At 74.1% G+C, this 20,672-nt stretch carries 18 protein-coding genes; 9 read left to right on the forward strand and 9 right to left on the reverse strand.

The genetic code is table 11. The features are described 5' to 3' along the window. Position 1: 1 nt before the first annotated feature. From ACFY32_RS29235 to ACFY32_RS29245, 3 genes are read right to left on the reverse strand one after another with little or no spacing between them, the layout of a single operon-like run. Positions 2-967 (reverse strand): ABC transporter substrate-binding protein, encoded by a 966-nt coding sequence (locus tag ACFY32_RS29235; RefSeq protein ID WP_390675811.1) that lies wholly within the window; start codon positions 965-967, stop codon positions 2-4. After that, on the reverse strand, positions 964-1,491 hold the full coding sequence (locus tag ACFY32_RS29240) for a GNAT family N-acetyltransferase (protein ID WP_359199560.1): 528 nt from the start codon (positions 1,489-1,491) through the stop codon (positions 964-966). Before ACFY32_RS29240 ends, ACFY32_RS29235 begins: the two co-directional genes overlap by 4 nt. Then, the gene (locus ACFY32_RS29245) at positions 1,488-2,651 is read right to left on the reverse strand and encodes an LLM class flavin-dependent oxidoreductase (RefSeq protein WP_390675812.1); all 1,164 of its coding nucleotides are present in this window, start codon (positions 2,649-2,651) and stop codon (positions 1,488-1,490) included. Before ACFY32_RS29245 ends, ACFY32_RS29240 begins: the two co-directional genes overlap by 4 nt. Positions 2,652-3,268: 617 nt before the next feature. On the opposite strand from ACFY32_RS29245, the gene ACFY32_RS29250 reads away from it, so the two are divergent. The 4 genes from ACFY32_RS29250 to ACFY32_RS29265 all read left to right on the forward strand — a co-directional run bounded on the left by ACFY32_RS29250 (position 3,269) and on the right by ACFY32_RS29265 (position 8,446). Then, a complete protein-coding gene (locus tag ACFY32_RS29250) occupies positions 3,269-4,291 on the forward strand; it encodes an amino acid ABC transporter permease (protein WP_390675847.1) in 1,023 nt (340 codons plus the stop codon). Further along, on the forward strand, positions 4,288-6,261 hold the full coding sequence (locus ACFY32_RS29255) for an FAD/NAD(P)-binding protein (protein WP_390675813.1): 1,974 nt from the start codon (positions 4,288-4,290) through the stop codon (positions 6,259-6,261). Before ACFY32_RS29250 ends, ACFY32_RS29255 begins: the two co-directional genes overlap by 4 nt. Positions 6,262-6,293: 32 nt before the next feature. Then, positions 6,294-7,589 (forward strand): sulfite oxidase, encoded by a 1,296-nt coding sequence (locus ACFY32_RS29260; protein ID WP_390675814.1) that lies wholly within the window; start codon positions 6,294-6,296, stop codon positions 7,587-7,589. Positions 7,590-7,759: 170 nt separating this feature from the next. Beyond that, positions 7,760-8,446 (forward strand): hypothetical protein, encoded by a 687-nt coding sequence (locus tag ACFY32_RS29265; RefSeq protein ID WP_390675815.1) that lies wholly within the window; start codon positions 7,760-7,762, stop codon positions 8,444-8,446. A 73-nt stretch (positions 8,447-8,519) separates the two neighbouring features. Here ACFY32_RS29265 and ACFY32_RS29270 read toward each other — a convergent pair whose 3' ends face one another. The 3 genes from ACFY32_RS29270 to ACFY32_RS29280 all read right to left on the reverse strand — a co-directional run bounded on the left by ACFY32_RS29270 (position 8,520) and on the right by ACFY32_RS29280 (position 10,070). Next, positions 8,520-8,735: a hypothetical protein gene (locus ACFY32_RS29270; RefSeq protein WP_359199577.1), complete on the reverse strand. Its 216-nt coding sequence runs from the start codon at positions 8,733-8,735 to the stop codon at positions 8,520-8,522. A 70-nt stretch (positions 8,736-8,805) separates the two neighbouring features. After that, positions 8,806-9,348: an MOSC domain-containing protein gene (locus ACFY32_RS29275; protein WP_359199580.1), complete on the reverse strand. Its 543-nt coding sequence runs from the start codon at positions 9,346-9,348 to the stop codon at positions 8,806-8,808. 38 nt (positions 9,349-9,386) lie between these two features. Next, entirely contained in the window at positions 9,387-10,070 is a 684-nt protein-coding gene (locus tag ACFY32_RS29280; protein ID WP_359199583.1) for a ScbR family autoregulator-binding transcription factor, read from the reverse strand. A 324-nt stretch (positions 10,071-10,394) separates the two neighbouring features. Here ACFY32_RS29280 and ACFY32_RS29285 point away from each other — a divergent pair, with 324 nt between their 5' ends. The 3 genes from ACFY32_RS29285 (at position 10,395) to ACFY32_RS29295 (ending at position 16,115) form a co-directional block, all read left to right on the forward strand. Further along, positions 10,395-13,847 carry a CARDB domain-containing protein gene (locus tag ACFY32_RS29285; RefSeq protein WP_390675816.1) on the forward strand — a complete coding sequence of 1,151 codons (3,453 nt, stop codon included), beginning with the start codon at positions 10,395-10,397 and terminating at the stop codon, positions 13,845-13,847. A gap of 90 nt (positions 13,848-13,937) precedes the next feature. Beyond that, positions 13,938-15,284 (forward strand): PLP-dependent aminotransferase family protein, encoded by a 1,347-nt coding sequence (locus ACFY32_RS29290; RefSeq protein ID WP_390675817.1) that lies wholly within the window; start codon positions 13,938-13,940, stop codon positions 15,282-15,284. Between the two features lie 78 nt (positions 15,285-15,362). Further along, on the forward strand, positions 15,363-16,115 hold the full coding sequence (locus ACFY32_RS29295) for an alpha/beta fold hydrolase (protein ID WP_390675818.1): 753 nt from the start codon (positions 15,363-15,365) through the stop codon (positions 16,113-16,115). Between the two features lie 11 nt (positions 16,116-16,126). On the opposite strand, the gene ACFY32_RS29300 is transcribed toward ACFY32_RS29295, so the two are convergent. The 3 genes from ACFY32_RS29300 to ACFY32_RS29310 all read right to left on the reverse strand — a co-directional run bounded on the left by ACFY32_RS29300 (position 16,127) and on the right by ACFY32_RS29310 (position 18,091). Next, complete coding sequence (locus ACFY32_RS29300; RefSeq protein ID WP_359199594.1) at positions 16,127-16,663, reverse strand: hypothetical protein; 537 nt, start codon at positions 16,661-16,663, stop codon at positions 16,127-16,129. Next, a complete protein-coding gene (locus ACFY32_RS29305; RefSeq protein ID WP_359199597.1) occupies positions 16,660-17,760 on the reverse strand; it encodes a helix-turn-helix transcriptional regulator in 1,101 nt (366 codons plus the stop codon). The genes ACFY32_RS29300 and ACFY32_RS29305 overlap by 4 nt, the downstream gene beginning before the upstream one ends. Positions 17,761-17,938: 178 nt before the next feature. Next, the gene (locus tag ACFY32_RS29310) at positions 17,939-18,091 is read right to left on the reverse strand and encodes a hypothetical protein (RefSeq protein ID WP_359199600.1); all 153 of its coding nucleotides are present in this window, start codon (positions 18,089-18,091) and stop codon (positions 17,939-17,941) included. A 440-nt stretch (positions 18,092-18,531) separates the two neighbouring features. Between ACFY32_RS29310 and ACFY32_RS29315 the strand changes: the two genes are divergently transcribed. Next, complete coding sequence (locus tag ACFY32_RS29315; protein ID WP_359199603.1) at positions 18,532-19,488, forward strand: helix-turn-helix domain-containing protein; 957 nt, start codon at positions 18,532-18,534, stop codon at positions 19,486-19,488. Between the two features lie 180 nt (positions 19,489-19,668). Next, on the forward strand, positions 19,669-20,664 hold the full coding sequence (gene gap / locus ACFY32_RS29320; RefSeq protein WP_359199606.1) for a type I glyceraldehyde-3-phosphate dehydrogenase: 996 nt from the start codon (positions 19,669-19,671) through the stop codon (positions 20,662-20,664). The last annotated feature ends 8 nt before the right edge of the window (positions 20,665-20,672 follow it).

Genomic DNA, 20,672 nt, shown 5'->3' on the forward strand with positions numbered 1-20,672 from the left:
TCTACGTGTGTTCGGGCGGGTTGATCCGCGACGTCTCGATCGCGGAGGCGGAGGTGCCCCACTTCTTGAGGATGCGGGCGTAGGTGCCGTCCTCGATCAGCTCATCGACCGCGGCGCGGAACGCCTTGGTGAGCGGGGAGCCCTTCTTGAAGGCGAAGCCGACGTCGAGCCGGTGGTACTCGCCGAGGAAGGCGGTCCGGGAGGCGGGCTGGGCCGCCTGGTAGCGCAGGCCGTTGATGGTCGACATGACGACGTCGATGCGGCCCTGCTGGAGCGCGGTGAGGGTGGCCCCGTTCTCCGAGTACACCTTCACGTCGTACGGCTTCTTGCCTGCCTTGGCGCACACCCCCTTCTGCGCGGTGAGGGTGGTCTCGAAGGTGGTGCCCGCCCCGGTGCCGACGGTCAGGCCGCAGAGCTGGGTGAGGTCGGTGACGGGGGCCTTGAGGGTGCCGGTGTCGCCCTTGCGTACGGCGAAGCCCTGGCCGTCGTTGATGTAGGTGACGAAGTCGATGGTCTTCAGGCGCTCGGCGGTGACGCCGAAGTTGCCGGTGCCGAAGTCGTACTTGCCGCTGCCGAGGGCGGGCAGGATCGTCTCGAAGGAGGCGTCCTGACGTCGCAGCTTCACGCCGAGCACCTTGGCGACGGCGTCGGCGAGGTCGATGTCCTGCCCGGCGGCGGCCTTGTCGGAGCCGTTCGGATAGTAGGCGCCGGGCGGGAACCCGATGGAGCTGCCGACCCGCAGGGTGCCCGCCTCGCGCACGTCGGCGGGGAGCAGGGCGGCGACGGACGGGACCTCCCGGACGTCCGCGACCGGGTCGTCGGACGGTACGGCGGCGGCCCGCGCGCCGGCCGGCGCGGCGCCGCCGGTGCCCTCGGAGCCGGAGCCGCAGGCGGTCAGCGCCAGCAGGGGCAGCAGGGCGAGGGCGGTGACGAGGCGAGGGCGGGTCCGGACGACGGCGGGGCTCACCGGGCGGCCTCCTTCGAGGCGGGGATCGGGGCGGGGACGGGGTCGGCGGTCAGATGTTTCTCGAAGGGCAGCGGGCCGATGGACTCCGGGTCGGCGCGGGTGTCGAACAGCGGGGTGTAGCCGGTGGCCAGGTACAGGCCGCGGGCCTCGGGCTGGCGCGGGCCGGTGGTCAGGTAGATCCGCCGGTAGCCGCGGGCGCCCGCCTCGCGCTCCAGTTCGGCGACGATCCGCCGGCCCAGGCCGCGGCGGCGGTGCGCGGAGTGGGTCCAGATCCGCTTCAGCTCGGCGGTGGTCCCGTCGTAGCGGCGGAACGCGCCGCCCGCCACCGGTTCGTCCCGCTCCAGCAGGAGCAGCAGGACTCCGCCGTGGGGCGCGGTGAACTCCTCGTCGGGGTAGCGGGCGAGTTCGGCGTGGGCGTCCTTGCCGTAGCGCGCGGTGTACTCGTCGCCGAGTTCGCGCAGCAGGGGTCTCACCCGGGGGTCGGCCACCTCGGCCCGGATCACCGTCAGTGCGGGGGTGGTCATCCGCGCACCGCCGCGGGGGCCTGCTGATCGCGTCCGGCGCGCTCGGCACCGCGTTCGGCGTCACGCTCGGCGCCGCGTTCGGCGTCGCGTTTGGCGACCTCCTCGCGGACGATCGGGATCACGTACCGGCCGAAGTCGATGGCGTCGTCGAGCAGGTCGTAGCCGCGGGCGGAGAGGATGTCCACGCCGAGGTCGTAGTAGTCGAGGAGGGCCTGGGCGACCGTCTCGGGGGTGCCGACCAGGGCGTTGGAGTTGCCCGCGCCCCCGGTGGCGGCGGCGGTCGGGGTCCACAGGGCGCGGTCGTAGCGCTCGCCGGCCTCGGCGATGGCGATCAGCCGCTGGGAACCGGTGTTCTGGGGGGCCTCGCCCCGGTGGTGGCGTACGACACCGCCCTCGCGGCGCCGGCGGATGGCGCCGACCGTGCGGTGGGCCTTCTCCCAGGCGAGTTCCTCGGTCGGGGCGATGATCGGCCGGAACGCGACCTGGACCCGGGGCACGTCGGTGCGGCCGGCGGCCTTCGCGGCGGCCTTGACGGACTCGATCTGCTCGGCGGTCCTGGCCAGCGGCTCGCCCCACAGGCAGTAGATGTCGGCCTCGGCGCCCCCGACGGCGTAGGCGGCCGGTGACGAACCGCCGAACGACACCCCGGGACGGGGCTGCTGGACGGGGAAGACATCGCTGACGAAGTCGTGGAAGCGGTAGTGCTCGCCCTCGTGGTCGAAGGGTTCGCGGCTGGTCCAGATCTTCTTGACGATCCGGATGTACTCGCCGGTGCGCCCGTACCGCTCGTCCTTGCTGAGGGTGTCGCCCTCGCGGCCCTGTTCGTGGTCGTTGCCGCCGGTGATGAAGTGCACGGTCAGCCGGCCCTCGCTGATCTGGTCGAGGGTGGCGAAGGTCTTCGCGGCGAAGGTCGGGTAGGAGACGTTGGGCCGGTGGGCGAGCAGGATCTGGAGCCGGTCCAGACGGCCGGCGATGTACGCGGCGGCGGGCGCGGGGTCCGGGGAGCCGGAGCCGTAGGCGAACAGCACCCGGTCCCACCCGTGCTCCTCGTGGGCCCGAGCGAGCCGGAGCGTGTACTCCTTGTCGAAGGCGGCGCCGGAGCGCGGGGTGGTTTCCGAGCCGTCGTTGGTGGCGGCGATGCCGAGGAACTCCACGGGCATGGGGGAGCCTTTCGCTGGGGCTGCCGGACGCGTGCGGGCACGGCGGAACGACCCTTGGGCGTCCGGATGTTGACGATGTGTCAGCTAACTGGGGAAGCAGGCGTGACGGCGCCGGATGGCGGGAGGACGACGGGGGCGGCAGCGGCGTCCGGGGTGCGCGGCACCGGCCCGGGGCACGGGTGCCCGGGGGCGGAGCGGCGGCAGGACTCGGCCCGCGACGGGGTCACCGAGGGAGGGAAGGGCCGGTCAGACGGCCCGCTGCCGAGTCAGGCGCAACACGCGGCCGACCACACCCGACCGAAGTCGATGTGGTCGCGCGAGACCAAACGCTGCTGGGCAGTCATGCGACCAATTGAGCAGGACGACCCGCGCCTCGTCAAGCGGCGACCGGATACCGGACCGGCCGCTCCCCATGGTTGACACATCGATGCCAGGGGCACATACGATCGACGGCACAGGAGGTCCGCCGTGCGCGGCGGTCCCTCCGGCCGCGTTGAGGGACGCGGTGAGCGTGACGACGCCGGACCCCCGGCCGCACCGGACCGGCCAAGGCACCCGTGCCCGGCCGCGCCCGACCCCGGGGTCACCCACGCCCGCGATCCCCGGAGACCCCCGTGATGGTCACGCGTTTCGAAGTCACCGCCCCCGACACCCCTTCCGTCACCGAGGCCGGCCGCGCCCAGCCACCGGACACCGCCGGCGCGGAGCTGCCGCGCATCGTGCCGCGCCGGCACCTCGGCCGCTGGACGGCCGCCACCGGCGCGCTGCTGGTCTTCGCCATGGTCCTCAACTCCGTCGTCCGCAACGACGCCTTCCAATGGGAGGTGGTGGGCGACTACTTCACCACCGGCGCGGTCCTGGAGGGCCTGTGGCTCACCCTGTGGCTGACCGGGGCGGTGATGGTGCTCGGCTTCCTGCTCGGCACCGTCCTCGCCGTGCTGCGGCTCTCCGCCAACCCGGTTCTGCGCACGCTGAGTTGGGGCTATGTGTGGATCTTCCGGTCCACCCCGCTGCTGGTGCAACTGCTGTTCTGGTTCAACATCGGCGCGCTGTACCCGACGCTGGGGCTCGGCATCCCGTTCGGGCCCGAGTTCGTCACCGTCAAGACGGTGAACCTGTTCGGCCCCACCCTCACCGCGGTCATCGGCCTCACCCTGCACGAGAGCGCGTACGCCGCCGAGGTGGTGCGCGGCGGCATCCTCTCCGTCGACCCCGGGCAGACCGAGGCGGCCCAGGCGCTCGGGCTGAGCCGGCGCCGTACGCTGCGCCGCGTCGTCATCCCGCAGGCCATGCGCTCCATCGTGCCGACCGCCGGCAACATGCTGATCGGCACCCTGAAGGGCACCAGCATCGTCAGCGTGCTGGCCGTGCACGACCTGCTGTACTCGGTGCAGTTGGTCTACAACCAGACCTACCAGGTCATCCCGCTGCTGATGGTGGCCACCCTCTGGTACATCGCCGTCACCACCGTGCTCGGCGCCGGGCAGTACTACGTCGAGCGGTACTACGCCCGCGGCGCCTCCCGCGCCCTGCCGCCCACCCCCGTCCAGCGCCTGAGGGTGCGCCTGGCCGCCGTGCGCCGCCGGGTGCGGGACACCACGGCCGCCGACGCCCGGCCGCTGATCGGCGGTGACCGGTGAGCGGCACCGGCACCCCCGCCGTCCTCGCCGTCGTCGGCGCCGGACCACGCGCCACCGGCCTGCTGGAACGCATCGCCGCCAACGCCCCCGAGCTGTGGGACGGCGGACGCGAGCTGCGCATCCACCTGATCGACCCGCATCCGCCGGGGCCGGGCCGGATCTGGCGGCACGAGCAGTCGCCGCTGCTGCGGATGAACTCCATGGCCGAGGACGTCACCATGTTCACCGACGCCGCGTCCGTCATCGACGGCCCCGTCCGGCCGGGCCCCTCGCTGGCCGAGTGGGCCGCCCAGTTCGCCGGGGGACCCCGCCACGCCCCGTACGCGGAGCCCGCCGACCCGGAGGTGCTCGCCGAACTGCGAAGCCTCGACGGCGCGGACTTCCCCACCCGCCGCGCCCAGAGCGCCTATCTCGACTGGGTGTTCCGCCGGGCCCTGAGCGAACTGCCGCCGTCCGTCACCGTGGTGTGGCACCGCACCACCGCCGTCGCCGTCACCGGCCCCGCCGACGGACCCCAGCGGGTGCGGCTCGCCGGCCGCGCCACCCCGCTCACCGCCGACCTGGTGGTCCTCGCCCAGGGCCACCTGGGCTCGGCCCCCGCCCCCGAGCACCGCGCCCACGCCGACTTCGCCCGCCGCCACGGCCGCTTCCACCTCCCGCCCGAGTTCACCGCCGACGCCGACCTGTCCGCCCTGCGCCCCGGCGAACACGTCGCGGTACGCGGCTTCGGGCTGGCCTTCGTCGATCTGATGGCCCTGCTCACCGAGGGCCGCGGCGGCACCTTCCGCACCGAGGCCGACGGCACCCTCAGCTATCTGCCCTCCGGCCGCGAACCCGTGCTGCACGTCGGCTCGCGCCGCGGGGTGCCGTACCACTCCAAGACCCACTACCGGCTCCAGGGCCCCCCGCCCCCGCTCCCCCGCCACTTCGGCCCCGAGGCGGTGGACGCGCTGCTCGCCCGGGGCCGCCCGCTGGACCTGCGGCGGGACGTGTGGCCGCTGATGGCCAAGGAGATCGGGTTCGGCCACTACCACGAACTGTTCCACGCCCACCCCGAGCGCACCGCCCGGCCCTGGCCGGAGTTCGCCGCCGCCTACGACGGTCTCGACTGGTACTCCGAGGCCATGACCGCCCTCGTCACCGCCTCCGTCCCGGACCCGGCCGACCGGCTCGACCTCGACGCCCTGGACCGGCCCCTGGCCGGTGTCACCTTCGCGACACCGGACGCCTTCCAGGAACACATGCGCGATCACATCGCCCGGGACCTCGCCCGCCGGGAGGACCCCGCCTTCAGCGCCGACCTCGGCGCGTTCCTCGCGCTGCTCTCCGTCTACGGCCAACTGCCGCGCCTGGTCGCCGGGGGAGGACTGACCGCCCGCTCGGTCGCCGAGGGGCTGGACAACTGGTGGCAGGGCTTCTTCAGCTTCCTCGCCTCCGGCCCGCCCGGGTTCCGGCTGCGCCAACTGCACGCCCTGTCCCGGGCCGGGATCGTGCGCTTCGCCGGCGCGGACATCAGGATCGGCACCGACGAGACCACCGGCACCTTCACGGTCACCGGTTCCTCCGTGCCGGGGCACACCGCGCACACCACCGCCCTGGTCGAGGCGTATCTGCCCCGGCACTCCCTGGACCGCACCGAGGACCCGCTGCTACGGCGTCTGCACCGGGCCGGCACGCTCGCCGAGGAGGTCATCGCCGACCCCGGGCACACCCACCGCTCCGGGCTCCTCACCGTCTCCCCCGCCGACGCCCATGTCATCGACCCGCGGCTGGGCGGCCCGCACCCCCGGCGCATCGCCCTCGGCGCGCCCACCGACAGCCGGGCCGTCGCCGCCTTCGCCCGGCCCCGCACCAACGCCCCCGCCTTCCGGCAGAACGACGCGGTGGCCCGAGCGCTGCTGCGCACCCTGAACGCACGGCACCCGGCGGGCACACCGGAGGACGGTGTCCCCGCGGCCGGCACCAGATGACCGACCGCCCGACCCCGCGAAAGGCCGACCCCATGTCCACTCCCGAATCCCGCTACGACCGTCACCGGCTGCGCCAGTGGCTGGCCGGCGACGCCCGCGCCGACGGTGTCGCCCGGCGCGACATGCTCCGCCTGCTCGCGGCCGCCGGCCTCACCGCAGGACTCCCCACGGCCCTGGGCACCCCGGCCGCCGCGGCGACCGCCACCGCCCCCCGCGCCACTCGGAACACCGCCACCGCCACCGCCGCCGGCATCGTCAAGCCGCTGCCCGAGGAGTGGTTCACGGTGCGCGGTACCAACGCCGAGACCCGTTTCGCCGCCCTCGCCGGCACCGGCCACCTCACCCCCCACGAGAAGTTCTTCGTCCGCAACCACACCGCCACCCCTGTGCTGGACGCCGCCGACTGGGCGCTCAGCGTCTGGGGCGACGGCCTCACCCACGGCCGTCCCGTCGAGTTCACCCTCGACGACCTGAAGGCGTTCCCGGCGGTCACCCGCACCGCGTTCGTCGAGTGCGCGGGCAACGGACGGAGCTTCTTCACCGCCCAGCAGGGCCAGTCCGTCACCGGCACCGCGTGGACGCTCGGTGCCATCGGCACCGCCCGCTGGCGCGGGGTCCGCCTCGCCGACGTGCTGCGCCGGGCCGGTCTGGGCCGCCGCGCCGTGGACGTCATGCCGCGCGGCCTCGACGCCCACTACGTCACCGCCGACGGCACCGATCTCGGCCGGGTGCGCCGCCCGCTGCCGCTCGCCAAGGCACTCGACGACGTGCTGCTCGCCTATGAGATGAACGGTGAGCCCCTGCCGCCCGACCACGGCCACCCCGTGCGGGTGCTGGTGCCCTCGTGGGTCGGTATCTCCTCGATCAAGTGGGTCGGTGACATCGAGGTGTCCGCGCAGCCCCTGTTCTCGCCGTGGAACACCGACTTCTACCGGCTGTTCGGCGACGCGTACCCCGCCGGGGGCAGTGCGCCGCTGACCCGGCAGACCGTCAAGAGCGCCTGGGAACTGGACTGGAACGCGGCCCTGGACACGGCCACCACCCACCGTCTCACCGGCCGTTCCTGGTCGGGTGCGGCCGGTGTCGCGCACGTGGACATCAGCACCGACGGCGGCACCTCGTGGCGGCGGGCCAGGCTGCGGGACACCCCGCGCCGAGGTGACTGGGTGCGCTGGTCCACCGACTGGCGGCCGCCCGCGCCGGGGCCGTACACCCTGCTGGCGCGGGCCACCGACCTCGCCGGGAACACCCAGCCGGACACCACCGTCCACAACACCCAGGGATACCTGTTCGACGCGGTCGTACGGCACCCGGTGACCGCCGTGTGAGAGACACCGACGACCGTCCGTCCGCCCGCCTCCGGACCGTCCGGGGGCGGGCGAACCGTCGTGCGGGGGAACATGTGGCACCACTTGTACGTACTATCTGCATCCCAGGGCATGTGCCGGGTCAGGCAATTGCCCGCCGGCAGCAACCGATCCGAGGAGATCCTCCCACCATGACAGATACCGCGAATCCGGGAACCGAACTCGTCTCGCAGTACGCCACCCAGGTGTCCGACGACCTCGACCGCAACACCAAGGAGCAGGAGCGCCTCACCGCGGAGATCGCCGCGCTCCAGGAGCAACTGGCCACCCTCCAGCGGGACCACAGTGTGCTGGTCAACATCCGCCAGGCCCTCGCGGGCACCGCCGAACTGGTCGGCGCCGCCCTGCCGTCACCGCGCACCGAGACCACCGGGACCGCGGAGGCCGAGTCGGCCGAGGCCGAGGCGCCGGAGGCCGAGTCCGACGGTGGCAGCACCCGCGGCAGGAAGACCCGGGCGAAGAAGTCCGCCCCGGCGCAGCGGCGTACGGCCAAGAAGGCACCGGCGGGCAAGGCGTCGGCCAAGTCCCCGGCGAAGGCCAAGAAGGCGGGCGCCCCGACGCTGGGCGAGCTGATCCTCGGTGTGCTCACCGAGCAGAGCGAGCCGCGTTCGGCCGCCGAGGTCGCCGCCGCGCTCAACGAGGCGCACCCCGAGCGCCCGGTGAAGACCACGGTGACCCGCAACACCCTCGAGGGCCTGGTCGCCAAGAACCAGGTGCAGCGCACCAAGCAGGGCACCTCGGTGTTCTACACCGCGCCCGTCGCCTCGGCGTCCGCCGGGACGTCCGGGCCGGAGGCGGGAGCCGACCAGGGCGAGTGAGCGGCACCCGCGGCAGGTCCGCGGGTCCCGCCCGTCGCCGGCGGGCCCGTCACAGACGGGCCCGCGGCGCCGGCTAGGCGTCCCACGTGGTGGGGCCGCCGCCCCGCCACTCGATCAGGCCGGACGCCGCCACCTGCTCCTCCTCGACGTCCTCCAGACCGGCCCGGCGCAGGAACTCGGTCACATCGCGCAGGCCGTAGGCGCGGCCCAGGACCTCACCGGCCACGCGGACACGGCGCCCTCCCCGCTCGTCGGGCGGGTCGATCACTACGTGCGGGGCGCCGGCCATGTCACCAGGGTGCGCGGGAACGGCCGCGGGCGCATGACGGACTACGCCGCCCGGCGGGGCGGCCCCGGGCTCAGACCCGGTCCAGGGGGCGGTGCGGCCCGCTGGGCAGCTCCACGGTGATCGGGTCACCGGGGCGCACCACACCGCCCTCCTTCACGATGCTCATGATGCCCGCCCTGCGCACGAGGCGGCCGGCCCCGTCGCGGCCCACGACCCGCTTGAGCAGGCCGTCCTGGAAGCGGTCGATCTGCACACAGGGGTTGCGCAGGCCGGTCACCTCCAGCACCGCGGTGTCACCGAGGCGCAGCAGGGTGCCGGCCGGGAGGCCGAGGAGGTCGATGCCGCGGGTGGTGATGTTCTCACCGAGGTCGCCGGGTGCCACCCGGAAGCCGTCCTCGCCGACCTCGGCGAAGAGTTCCTCGTGGATGAGGTGGACCTGGCGCAGGTTCGGCTGGGTGGGGTCCTGGGCGACACGGGAGCGGTGCTTGACCGTCACACCGGCGTGCACGTCACCCTCGACACCCAGTCCGGCGAGCAGCGTGACGCTCTCCCGGTTGGGCTTGGTGAACGAGTACTCGCCGTTGCTGCTGACCGCCGTGACGTTCCCGCCCATGACTGCGTCCCCTCCTCGGTCCGGTGACGACCATGACCCTACTCCGGTGTCACCCGCGCGGCGCGGCGCTCCCCCATGGCCTCGCGGTAGACCCGGGCGCCCCGGTCCGGGCCGAAGTCGAGGCGGGAGAGGACGGAAGGGGTGGCGTTGGCCGCCATCAGGTCCCGGTAGAGGTCGGTCACCCGCTCCGCCATGTCGGCGCGGGCGGTCATGATGTCGGACAGCAGTTGGACGCCGGTGAACGCCCCGACGGCCAGCCGGGCCAGGCCCAGCGCGTCGACGTGGGGCAGCAGTTCGCCGTTGGTCTGCGCGGCGCTGAGCAGGGCGTGGGTGTGCTCGACCCGGGCCCGCATCGGCGTCCGGCAGTCCAGGACCTCCTGGGCCGCTCCCGGCTCGACGATGAGCCGTACGCCGCCGCGCACGATGGGGTCGCCGGTCTCGCGTTCCAGCAGACAGGCCAGCAGCAGGGCCTCGTCGAGGAACTGCTGGAGGCGCAGCGCCCGTTCCGGTACGCGCGGGAGGGCGTCGGCCTGTTCGGCCAGGACGCCCTGGGCGAGTTCCGCCTTGGAGCCGAAGTGGAAGTACAGGGCGCCCCTGGTCACTCCGGAGCGTTTCAGGATCTCCGTGATCGTCGCCGCCTCGTATCCGACTTCGTCGAACACGGCTGCCGCCGCCACGAGGACGGCCCTCCGGGTCCGGATCGCCCGTTCCTGCAGCGCCACCGCTCCACCTCCCGCCGGCAAAAGTACCAGTTGGTATTTTTCCCCGATCCCGGGACGACCGCCGTCCGCCGCTTGCGCGCATCTCTCAAGGACTTGCCCTGAGAGTCCGGCTTCCACACCGGACAATGGGTCCTCGTGCGCATGCGAGCTGGCACTATCCGGATGAAGTCAGGACGCAAACAGCGCAAGTCATTTGCGTGGCCGTTCCGTCCATTTTCCGGGCCGTTGACAAAGCAAGGCCGCGCGAGAAATCTGATGACGCGGTTTCCGCAAAAAATCGACTGTCCTGCTCAACTGGCGTGCACAGCGAACAGAGGACACCTCATGAGATGGAGACCCTTCGGCCGCCGGTCCCTGGCCGGCGCCGTCCTGGCGGGGCTGATGACGGCCGGACCGGCCCCCCTCGCCCTCGCCCCGGCCGCGCACGTGGCGCCGGAACCGGCGCCGGCCGCCGCCGACGCCGAGCCGGCCGCCGCCGACGTCAACCTGGCGCTCGGCCGCCCGGCATCGGCGGGCGGCGCGCACGGCGAGTACCCCGCCCGCAATGTCACCGACGGCACGCAGGCCACGTACTGGGAGGGGCCCGCCGGTTCCCTGCCGCAGTGGGTGCAGGCCGACCTCGGCACGGCCCGCGGCGTGCACCGGGTGGTGCTGAAGCTGCCCGCCGCCTGGGAGGGCCGGACGCAGACCCTGTCCCTCCAGGGCAGCACCGACGGCTCCGCCTTCCGCACCCTCGCCGCCTCCGCGCCCCGCGCCTTCGACCCGGCGCGGGCCAACACCGTCGCCGTCGACCTGGCCTCCCCCGCCGAGGCGCGCTACGTCCGCGTCCAGGTCACCGGCAACACCGGGTGGAACGCCGCGCAGCTCGCCGAGCTGGAGGTGTACGGCGCGGACGGCACCGGCGAACCCCCGCCGCCCGGCACCGACCTGGCCCGCGGCAAACCCGTCGAGGCCACCTCGTCCGTGCACACCTATGCCGCCGCCAACGCCACCGACGGCTCGACCCGCACCTACTGGGAGGCCGCCGGTCACCCCGCCGACCTCACCGTGAAGCTGGGCGCGGACGCGGACGTCACCGCGGTCGTGGTCCAGCTCGACCCGGACCCGGTGTGGGCGCCGCGGACGCAGAGCATCCAGGTGCTGGGGCGGGAGGCGTCGGCGAGCGGCTTCACCGCGCTGCGCGACCGCGCCGACTACGCCTTCTCCCCGGCCACCGGCAACACCGTGACGATCCCGGTGAGCGGCCGGTGGGCCGATGTGCGGCTGCGGTTCTCCGCCAACACCGGGGCGCCCGGCGGGCAGGTCGCCGAGTTCCAGGTCGTCGGCACCGCCGCGCCCGCGCCCGACCTCACCCTCACCGGGCTGAGCTGGACACCGGCCGCGCCCACCGAGCGGGACGCGGTCACCGTGCACGCCGGTGTCCGCAACTCCGGGACCGCGCGCTCGGCCGCCACGACGGTCGACGTCACCGTGGAGGGCACGGCCGCCGGCAGTGCCGCCGTACCGGCCCTGGACCCGGGGCAGTCCGCCACCGTGGCGGTCGCCACCGGCAGTCGCCCGGCGGGCAGTTACGCCGTGGCCGCGGTGGTCGACCCCCGGGGCACGGTGCCCGAGCTGGACGACACCAACAACAGCCGCAACGCCGACGGCCGGCTGGTCGTCGCCCGCTCCCCCGGCCCCGACCTCGAAGTACGGTCGATCACCAGCAGCCCGGCGAACCCGGCGGTGGGCGCGCGGGTCTCCTTCACCGTCGACGTGCACAACAGCGGCACCACCGCCGCCGCGGCCGGCTCGGTCACCCGGGTCCAGGCCGGCACCACCGTCCTGAACGGCACCACCGGCCAGGTGGCCCCCGGCGCCACGGTCACCGTGCCCGTGGACGGCACCTGGACCGCGGCCTCCGGCGGTGTCACTCTCACCGCCACCGCCGACGCCACCGGTGCCGTCACCGAGACCGACGAGAACAACAACGTCCTCACCAGGTCCCTCGTCGTCGGACGCGGCGCCGCCGTCCCGTACACCGAGTACGAGGCCGAGGACGGCCGCTACCAGGGCACCCTGCTGACGGCCGACGCCAGACGCACCTTCGGGCACACCGGCTTCGGCACCGAGTCCTCCGGCCGCGCCTCGGTCCGGCTCGACGACACCGGCGAGTACGTCGAGTTCACCTCCACCACGTCCGCCAACTCCCTCGTGGTGCGCAACTCCGTGCCGGACGCCCCGGGCGGCGGCGGGGCGGACACCACCATCAGCCTCTACGCCGACGGCGTCTTCGTCCAGAAACTGACCCTGTCCTCCAAGCACAGTTGGCTGTACGGCGGCACCGACGACCCCGAGGGGCTCACCAACCGGCCCGGCGGGGACGCGCGGCGGCTGTTCGACGAGTCCCACGCGCTGCTGTCCAGGACCTACCCGCGGGGCACCACCTTCCGGCTCCAGCGGGACGCGGGCGACTCGGCCGCCTTCCAGGTCATCGACCTGATCGACCTGGAGCAGGTGGCACCCCCGGCCGCCAAGCCCGCCGACTGCGTGTCGATCACCGAGTACGGGGCGGTCCCCGGTGACGGCCTCGACGACACCGACGCCCTCCAGCGGGCGGTCACCGCCGACCAGAACGGCCGGATTCCGTGTGTGTGGGTCCCGGCCGGGCAGTGGCGGCAGGAGCAGAAGATCCTCACCGACGACCCGCAGAACCGGGGCCAGTACAACCAGGTCGGTATCCGCGACGTCACCGTCCGCGGCGCGGGCATGTGGCACTCCCAGCTCTACACCCTGACCCCGCCGCACGAGGCCGGCGGCATCAACCATCCGCACGAGGGCAACTTCGGCTTCGACATCGACCACAACACCCAGATCTCCGACCTGGCCGTCTTCGGCTCGGGCACCATCCGGGGCGGTGACGGCAACCACGAGGGCGGGGTCGGGCTCAACGGCCGCTTCGGCAAGGGCACGAAAATCAGCAACGTGTGGATCGAGCACGCCAACGTCGGTGTCTGGGCGGGCCGCGACTACTCGGACATCCCCGAGCTGTGGGGGCCCGGCGACGGCCTGGAGTTCACCGGGATGCGAATCCGCGACACCTACGCCGACGGCATCAACTTCGCCAACGGCACCCGCAACTCCACCGTGTACGACTCCTCCTTCCGCAACACCGGCGACGACGCCCTGGCGGTGTGGGCCAGCAAGTACGTGAAGGACACCTCGGTGGACATCGGCCACGACAACCACTTCCGCAACAACACCGTCCAGTTGCCGTGGCGGGCCAACGGCATCGCGGTGTACGGGGGATACGACAACACCGTCGAGAACAACGTCGTCTCCGACACCATGAACTACCCGGGCATCATGCTCGCCACCGACCACGACCCGCTGCCCTTCTCGGGCCGGACGCTCATCGCCGGCAACGCCCTGCACCGCACGGGCGGCGCGTTCTGGGGCGAGGCGCAGGAGTTCGGCGCCATCACCCTGTTCGCCCAGGGGCAGGACATCCCGGGCGTCACCATCCGGGACACCGAGATCCTCGACTCGACGTACGACGGCATCCAGTTCAAGACGGGCGGCGGCGCCACGCCGGGCGTGCAGATCACCGGCGTCCGGATCGACCGGTCGAACAACGGCTCCGGCATCCTCGCGATGAGCGGCGCACGCGGCAGCGCGACGCTCACCGACGTCACCGTCACCAACTCCGCCCAGGGCGACGTGGTGATCGAACCGGGCTCCCGGTTCACCATCAGCGGCACGCCCCAGGGGGCGGCGGCCACCCGCCGCGACCGCTGACCCGCCCGCGATCCGGCCGTACGCGGGAGGTCCCGTACGGCCGGAGCGCGGATAAGATCCGTGATCCCCGAGCGGCTCAGGAGCCGGACCGTGCACGACTACCGGCGCATCGCCGACCGCATCGCCGCCGACATCCTCAGCGGACGGCTCCCGCCCGGCCGGAAGCTGCCCCCGCAGCGGGCGTTCGCGCGCCGCCACGGGATGGCCGCCTCGACGGCCGGGCGGGTCTACGCCGAGCTGGTCCGCCGGGGACTGGTCGTCGGCGAGGTCGGCCGGGGCACCTTCGTGCGCGCCGCGCCGGTGCCGTCGGGGCGGGCACTGGCCGAGCCGTCGACGGCCGCGCCGGTCAACCTGGAGCTGAACTACCCGGCCGCGCCGGGGCAGGCCGAACTGCTCGCGGCCGGGCTGGCCGGGCTGCTGCGCCCGGACGCCCTGGCCGAGGCGGTGCGCACCGCCCCCGCCGACGGCACCCCGGCGGCGCGGGAGGCGACCGCCGCGCTGCTGGCGACGCCGGGGTGGCGGCCCGCCGCCGGCCGTCTGCTGTTCACCGGCAACGCCCGCCAGGCCATCGCGGGCGGCATGGCCGCGCTGGTCCGGCCGGGTGGCCGCCTGGGCATCGATCCGCTGACGTACCCGCTGGTCAAGGAGATCGCGGCCCGGCTCGGCACCGTCCTGGTCCCGCTCGCCGGTGACGCCGAGGGGATGCTGCCCGAGGCGGTCGAGGCGGCCCACCGGGCGGCGCCGCTGTCCGCGCTGTACCTCCAGCCGACCCTGCACAACCCGACCTCGGCGACCGTGCCGGAGGGCCGCCGCCGGCGGCTCGCGGCGGTGGTGGGGCGCCTGGGGCTGCCGGTGATCGAGGACCGCGTCTGGTCCTTCCTGACGGACACCGAGCCCTTCGCGGCCCTCGCGCCGGAGCACACGTACGTGGTCGACGGGCTGTCGAAGCGGGTCGCGCCGGGTCTCACCGTCGGCTTCCTCGTCGTACCCGAGGGGCGGGCCGGGCCGACCGGCGCGGCGCTGCGGTCGGGGGGCTGGACGGCGGGGCGTTTCGCGCTGGAGGCGGCGCGGCGCTGGACGGCGGACGGGACCGTCGGCCGGTTGGTGCGGGCCAAGCGCGCGGACGCCGCCCGCCGGCAGAAGCTGGTCGCCGAGCGGCTGCGGGGGTCCGCGGTGCGGGCCGATCCACGGGCGTACTACGCCTGGTGGCATCTGCCGGAGCCGTGGCGGGCGGACACGTTCACCGCCGCGGCGGCGCTGCGCGGCATCGCGGTGACGCCCGGCCCGTCCTTCGCGGCAGTGGCGGCGGGGGCCTCCGGGGCCGCCGCGCACATCAGGCTCGGGCTGGCCTCGGCACCGGTCGAGGCCCTCGACCAGGCACTGCGCACCCTCGCGGCGCTCGCCCACGAGGGGCCGCGGGAGGCGGGGCTCGGGTGAGCCGCCAGGGGCGGCCCATTGCACCGAGGGCAATGTTTTGATTGCACCGAGCCACGGGGCGCTCCTAGGGTCGGGGCCATGCCCCTCCCCCTCGTCCTCGTGCACGGCCACCCCTTCGACCACACCATGTGGGCCCCGCAGATCGCCGCGTTCTCGGCGGACCGCCGGGTGATCACCCCCGATCTGCGGGGCTACGGCGCCTCGCCCGCCGCCGGGGATCTCGCCGAGGTCACCGAACTGTCCGTCTTCGCCCGGGACATCGAGGAACTGCTGGACACCCTCGGCGTCGAGCGGTGCGTCCTCGGCGGGCTGTCGATGGGCGGGCAGATCGTCATGGAGTGCTGCGCCCGCTTCCCCGGGCGGATCGGCGGTGTGCTGCTCGCCGACACCTTCGCCGCGCCCGAGACGCGGGAGGGGCGCCGGGGCCGCGAGGAGATGGCGGACCGGCTGCTGCGCGAGGGCATGGCGGGGTACGCGGACGAGGTGCTGTACCGGATGGTCGCCCCGGACGCGGACCCCGGGGTCGCGGCACACGTCCACCGCATGATGACCCGCACCGACCCCCGGGGCGCCGCCGCGGCCCTGCGCGGCCGGGCCCGGCGCCCGGACTACCGCCCGCTGCTGCCCCGCGTCACCGTGCCCGCGCTGGTCGTGGTGGGCGCCCTCGACACGTACACGCCCGTGAGCGACGCGCGGTCGCTGCACGGCCTGCTGCCCGGCTCGGCCCTCGTGGTCGTCGAGGGCGCGGCCCACCTGCCCAACCTGGAACGGCCCGAGGAGTTCAACGCGGCCCTGGCCGGATTCCTGCGCCGCGTCGACTCCGGACGCTGACGGCGGCGGGTTCAGCCGGCGTCCGCGGACGCGGGTTCGAGCTGCCGGACGGCGCGGCGGCAGGCGGCCGGGGCGGAGCACACCAGGTAGCGGATCTTGCTCGGTTCCAGCCCCATGACCGCCGCGGTGTCGCCGCTGCTGTGCCCGAGCAGGCAGTGCAGCACCAGCGCGTCGTACTGCTGGACCGGGCACCGGGCCAGCGGCGGGGGCAGCGGCCGGGCCTCGCGGACCCGGCCGCCGACCAGGGCCCAGGCGCGGGCGGCGGGGTTGGGATGACCGACGATCTGGGGCCAGGTGACGGCGAGGTCGCCGAGGACCGCGCGGACCAGCCGGTGGGCCTCGCCGTCGGGGAGGTGGGCGCGGGCGTAGTCCAGATAGCGGTCCCGGTGCAGGGCGCAGAACGCCTCGAAGGCCGGCGGCAACGCGGGGGTGAGCGGGGGCTGCTGGAGGTAGGGCGAGCCGGTCAGGCGCTGACGCGGGACGACGGGGTGGACGGCCGGCAGGCGCGTGACCGTCCTCAGGGCGTAGGGGCGGGCGTAGGGGCTCATCGCGGCACCTCGGCAAACAGGCGGGGGGCGGTGGGTTCGGCCGGCTGCGGCGGCGGCGGTCCGGCCGCGGCGGCGCGGGCGGCGTTCCACAGCGGGCGCAGGGGCTGGGCTTCGGCGTGCAGGGCGTGGGCGAGTTCCTCGACGTCCTCCCAGGCGGGCAGGGCGGCGCCGTTGAGCATGCCGGTGATGGCGGTGGCGGTGAGCCGGGTGCGCTCGCCGAGGTCGCCGGTGGCGGGCCGCGCGGCGGCCAGGTGCAGACCGCGCAGGGCGGCGGGCAGGCTGCCGCGCGGCAGGGGTATCCGGCCGCGGGCCGCCGCCCACAGCGGCTGGATCTCCGCGGGGTCGCCCCCGCACGCCTCGGTGAGGGCGCGGGCGACGGTCCAGGACGGGCAGCGCTCCCCGTTCAGGACCCGGGAGACGTAGGAGGTGGAGATGGCGGTGTCCGCGGCGAGCCGCCGGTAGGTCTTGCCGCTGAGCCGCTGGAGGTGCGACAGGGCGCGGGCGAGAACGGCGGCGGGGCCGGCCGCCACCGTGTCCGGCTCCCTGGCCCGGGACGGCGGCCCGCCCGCGTCCCGGGCGGCGGAGCGGCGCTGGCGGGGGATGCGGACGACGGTGACGGGCACGGCCGCGGGGCGGGCCGGGCCGGTGCGGGGGCGCAGCGGGCGGGCGGCCATCCGGCGGCGTACCGCCTCGGCGGAGAGCTTGCGGGTCAGTTGGTCGGGGGCCAGGCTCAGCGCGCGGGCGATCTCGGCGTTCTTCTCCCGCTGGTCGCGGGCCTGCTGGACCAGCGCGGCCTTGAGGTCCTCCAGGTCCCTCTCCACGGCGCACAGCAGGGCGAGGGCGTCCAGCGGCCGCCGTTCGCGGGTCAGTTGCCGCAGTGCGCCCACCGCGTCGGCGAGGTCCTCGGCGACCCCGTCGGCGAAGTGGTTGTGGGCGAGGGTGTCGGGGGTGGGGTCCTTCTCGCGGGCCCGGCGGTAGGCGCGCCCGCAGGAGTCGTTGCAGTAGTTGCGGGGGCGGCCGCAGCCGCCGGTGCGGTCGATGGGTTTGCCGCATTCGGGGTTGAGGCAGCGGAAGGGTCCCGGGTCTTTCGGGGTCATAGCGGATGCGTCCCTCTCGGGCATGAGCTACCGGCAAGGCGGTCGCGGAAATCGCGGGTTTCGGCGGAAGCCGTCCACCGATTCCCCGCACGGTCCGCGCGGGTGACAAGGATGCGGAGCCGGCCGGGTGGCCGCCGCACGGCGGCGGATGCCTGTCCGTGCGGCGGCCACCGTGCGGTCAGGTGGTGCGAAGCCGCCGGTAGCGCAGGTACGAGCGGCGGGTCGCGGTCAGCAGCAGACAGACCGCCGCCGCGCCCAGCTCGTACGCCTCGGGCCGGAGCACCAGCACGACGCCCAGGACCGGGGCCGCGATGAACGCCCCTACCTGCATGTTGACTTCCTTGTCACGCAGATCGCGGGTTTCAACCGCGCCCGTCTGCGGGATGTTACGGTCGAACCGCTTGGGCCGGTACGCATCCCGTAATTGGCCGAAGCGACTGTTCTGGTCGGGGGACATGCCATCTCTCCGATCGTTGAACCGTGTTGAGTCGGACCCCGGTCTGGTTGCCCGCCGCGCCGGGGTCCGCTCGTGTGTGGGGACGCTACCTGCTCACCCAAACGAATGCCTACAACTACCGTGCGTAAATGGCATGATTGCGGTTATCGGCGCTCCCCTGCTCTCCCAGCGGCCAACTTCCGTCACCGCGTGCTCAGAACCGGTCCGCGGTGCCGCCATCCCGGACAGCTCGCTCAGAAAGCACCACAACGACCGCGGGACACGTGGACACCACGCCTCTCACTCCGTGTCACCGGCCCGCCTACCCTGTTCCCGTGCCAGCCTCCCGCCCGCGCCGCGCGGCCGTTCTCGTCCTCGAAGGCGCCAAGCCCCTCGACGTGGGCATCCCCGCCCAGGTGTTCACGACCCGCGCGAGCATGCCGTACGAGGTCCGGGTCTGCGGGGCGGCGCCGGGGCTGGTGACCGGCGGCGACGGCCTGTCGTACCACGTCGCCGACGGCCTCGACGCGCTGGCCTGGGCCGACATCGTGTTCGTCCCCGGCTACCGGTTCCCGGACCGGGAGGACCCGCCGGGGGCCGTCGTCGAGGCGCTCGTCGCCGCGCACGACCGGGGCGCGCGGCTCGCCGCCATCTCGACGGGCGCCTTCGCCCTCGCCGCCACCGGCCTGCTGGACGGCCGGCGGGCCACCACGCACTGGCACTACACCCGGGCGCTCGCCGCGAAGCACCCGCGCGTGCGGGTCGACGAGAACGTGCTCTTCGTCGACGAGGGCAGTGTGCTGACCTCGGCCGGCGCGGCCTCCGGCATCGACCTGTGCCTGCACGTCCTGCGCGGCGACCTAGGTGTGGCCGCCGCCAACCACGCGGCCCGGCGGCTGGTCGCGGCGCCCTACCGCAGCGGCGGCCAGGCGCAGTACGTGCCGCGCAGCGTGCCCGAGCCGCTGGGCGAACGGTTCGCCGCCACCCGGGAGTGGGCGCTGCACCGGCTCGGCGAGCCCCTCACCCTGGAGGCGCTCGCCCGGCACGCCGCGGTGTCGCCGCGCACGTTCTCCCGGCGGTTCGTCGAGGACACCGGCTACACGCCGATGCAGTGGGTGATGCGGGCCCGGCTGGACCGGGCCCGGGAACTCCTCGAACGCTCGCAGCTCGGCGTCGAGCAGATCGCCGCCGACGTGGGCCTGGGCACCGGCACCAATCTGCGGCTGCACTTCCAGCGCATCCTCGGCACCACCCCGAGCGAGTACCGGCGCACCTTCGCCCGGGACGCGTGAACCGGGCGCGCGGGGCGCGCGGACCGGCCGCGCGGGGCGCGCGAGGAACGCGGGAGGACGAGGAACGCGGGTGGGCGAGGAACGCGGGAGTGGCGGGATACTTTCGAACCATGGCACTCACGCCGCTGTCCCGCGCGGGCCCCCCGCGCGAGCCTGGTGGTGAACGAAGGGACGCCATTCATGACTCGTATCGCCGTCAACGGATTCGGCCGCATCGGACGCAATGTGCTGCGCGCGCTGCTGGAGCGCGACAGCGACCTGGAGATCGTCGCCGTCAACGACCTCACCGAACCGGCCGTGCTGGCCAGGCTGCTGGCCTTCGACTCGACGGCCGGCCGGCTCGGCCGCCCGGTGAGCGTCGACGGGGACACCCTCGTCGTCGACGGCCGCCGGATCAAGGTGCTCGCCGAGCGGGAGCCGGCGAAGCTGCCGTGGGCCGAACTGGGCGTCGACATCGCCCTGGAGTCCACCGGCCGCTTCACCTCCGCCAAGGCCGCGGGCGCCCACCTCGAAGCGGGCGCGCGCAAGGTGCTGGTGAGCGCCCCGTCGGACGGCGCCGACGTCACGCTCGCCTACGGCGTGAACACCGACGCCTACGACCCGGCCGCGCACACCGTCGTCTCCAACGCCTCCTGCACGACCAACGCGCTCGCGCCGCTGGCCGCCGTGCTGGACGAACTCGCCGGGATCGAGCACGGGTTCATGACGACCGTGCACGCGTACACCCAGGAGCAGAACCTCCAGGACGGGCCGCACCGCGACGCCCGCCGGGCCCGCGCCGCCGCCGTCAACATCGTGCCGACCACGACGGGCGCCGCCAAGGCGATCGGGCTGGTCCTGCCCGGCCTCGACGGCAAGCTGTCCGGCGACTCGATCCGGGTGCCGGTGCCGGTCGGCTCGATCGTCGAGCTGAACACCACCGTCGCCCGGGACGTGACCCGCGACGAGGTGCTGGCGGCGTACCGCGCCGCGGCCGAGGGGCCGCTGGCGGGTGTCCTGGAGTACTCCGAGGACCCGCTGGTGTCGTCCGACATCACCGGCAACCCGGCCTCGTCCGTCTTCGACGCGGCCCTGACCCGGGTCGACGGGCGGCACATCAAGGTGGTCGCCTGGTACGACAACGAGTGGGGCTTCTCCAACCGGGTGATCGACACCCTGGAACTGCTCGCCCGCTGAGAAGTCCG

This window comes from Streptomyces sp. NPDC000134, assembly GCF_042899225.1.
In the GTDB taxonomy this organism is placed as follows: Bacteria; Actinomycetota; Actinomycetes; order Streptomycetales; family Streptomycetaceae; genus Streptomyces.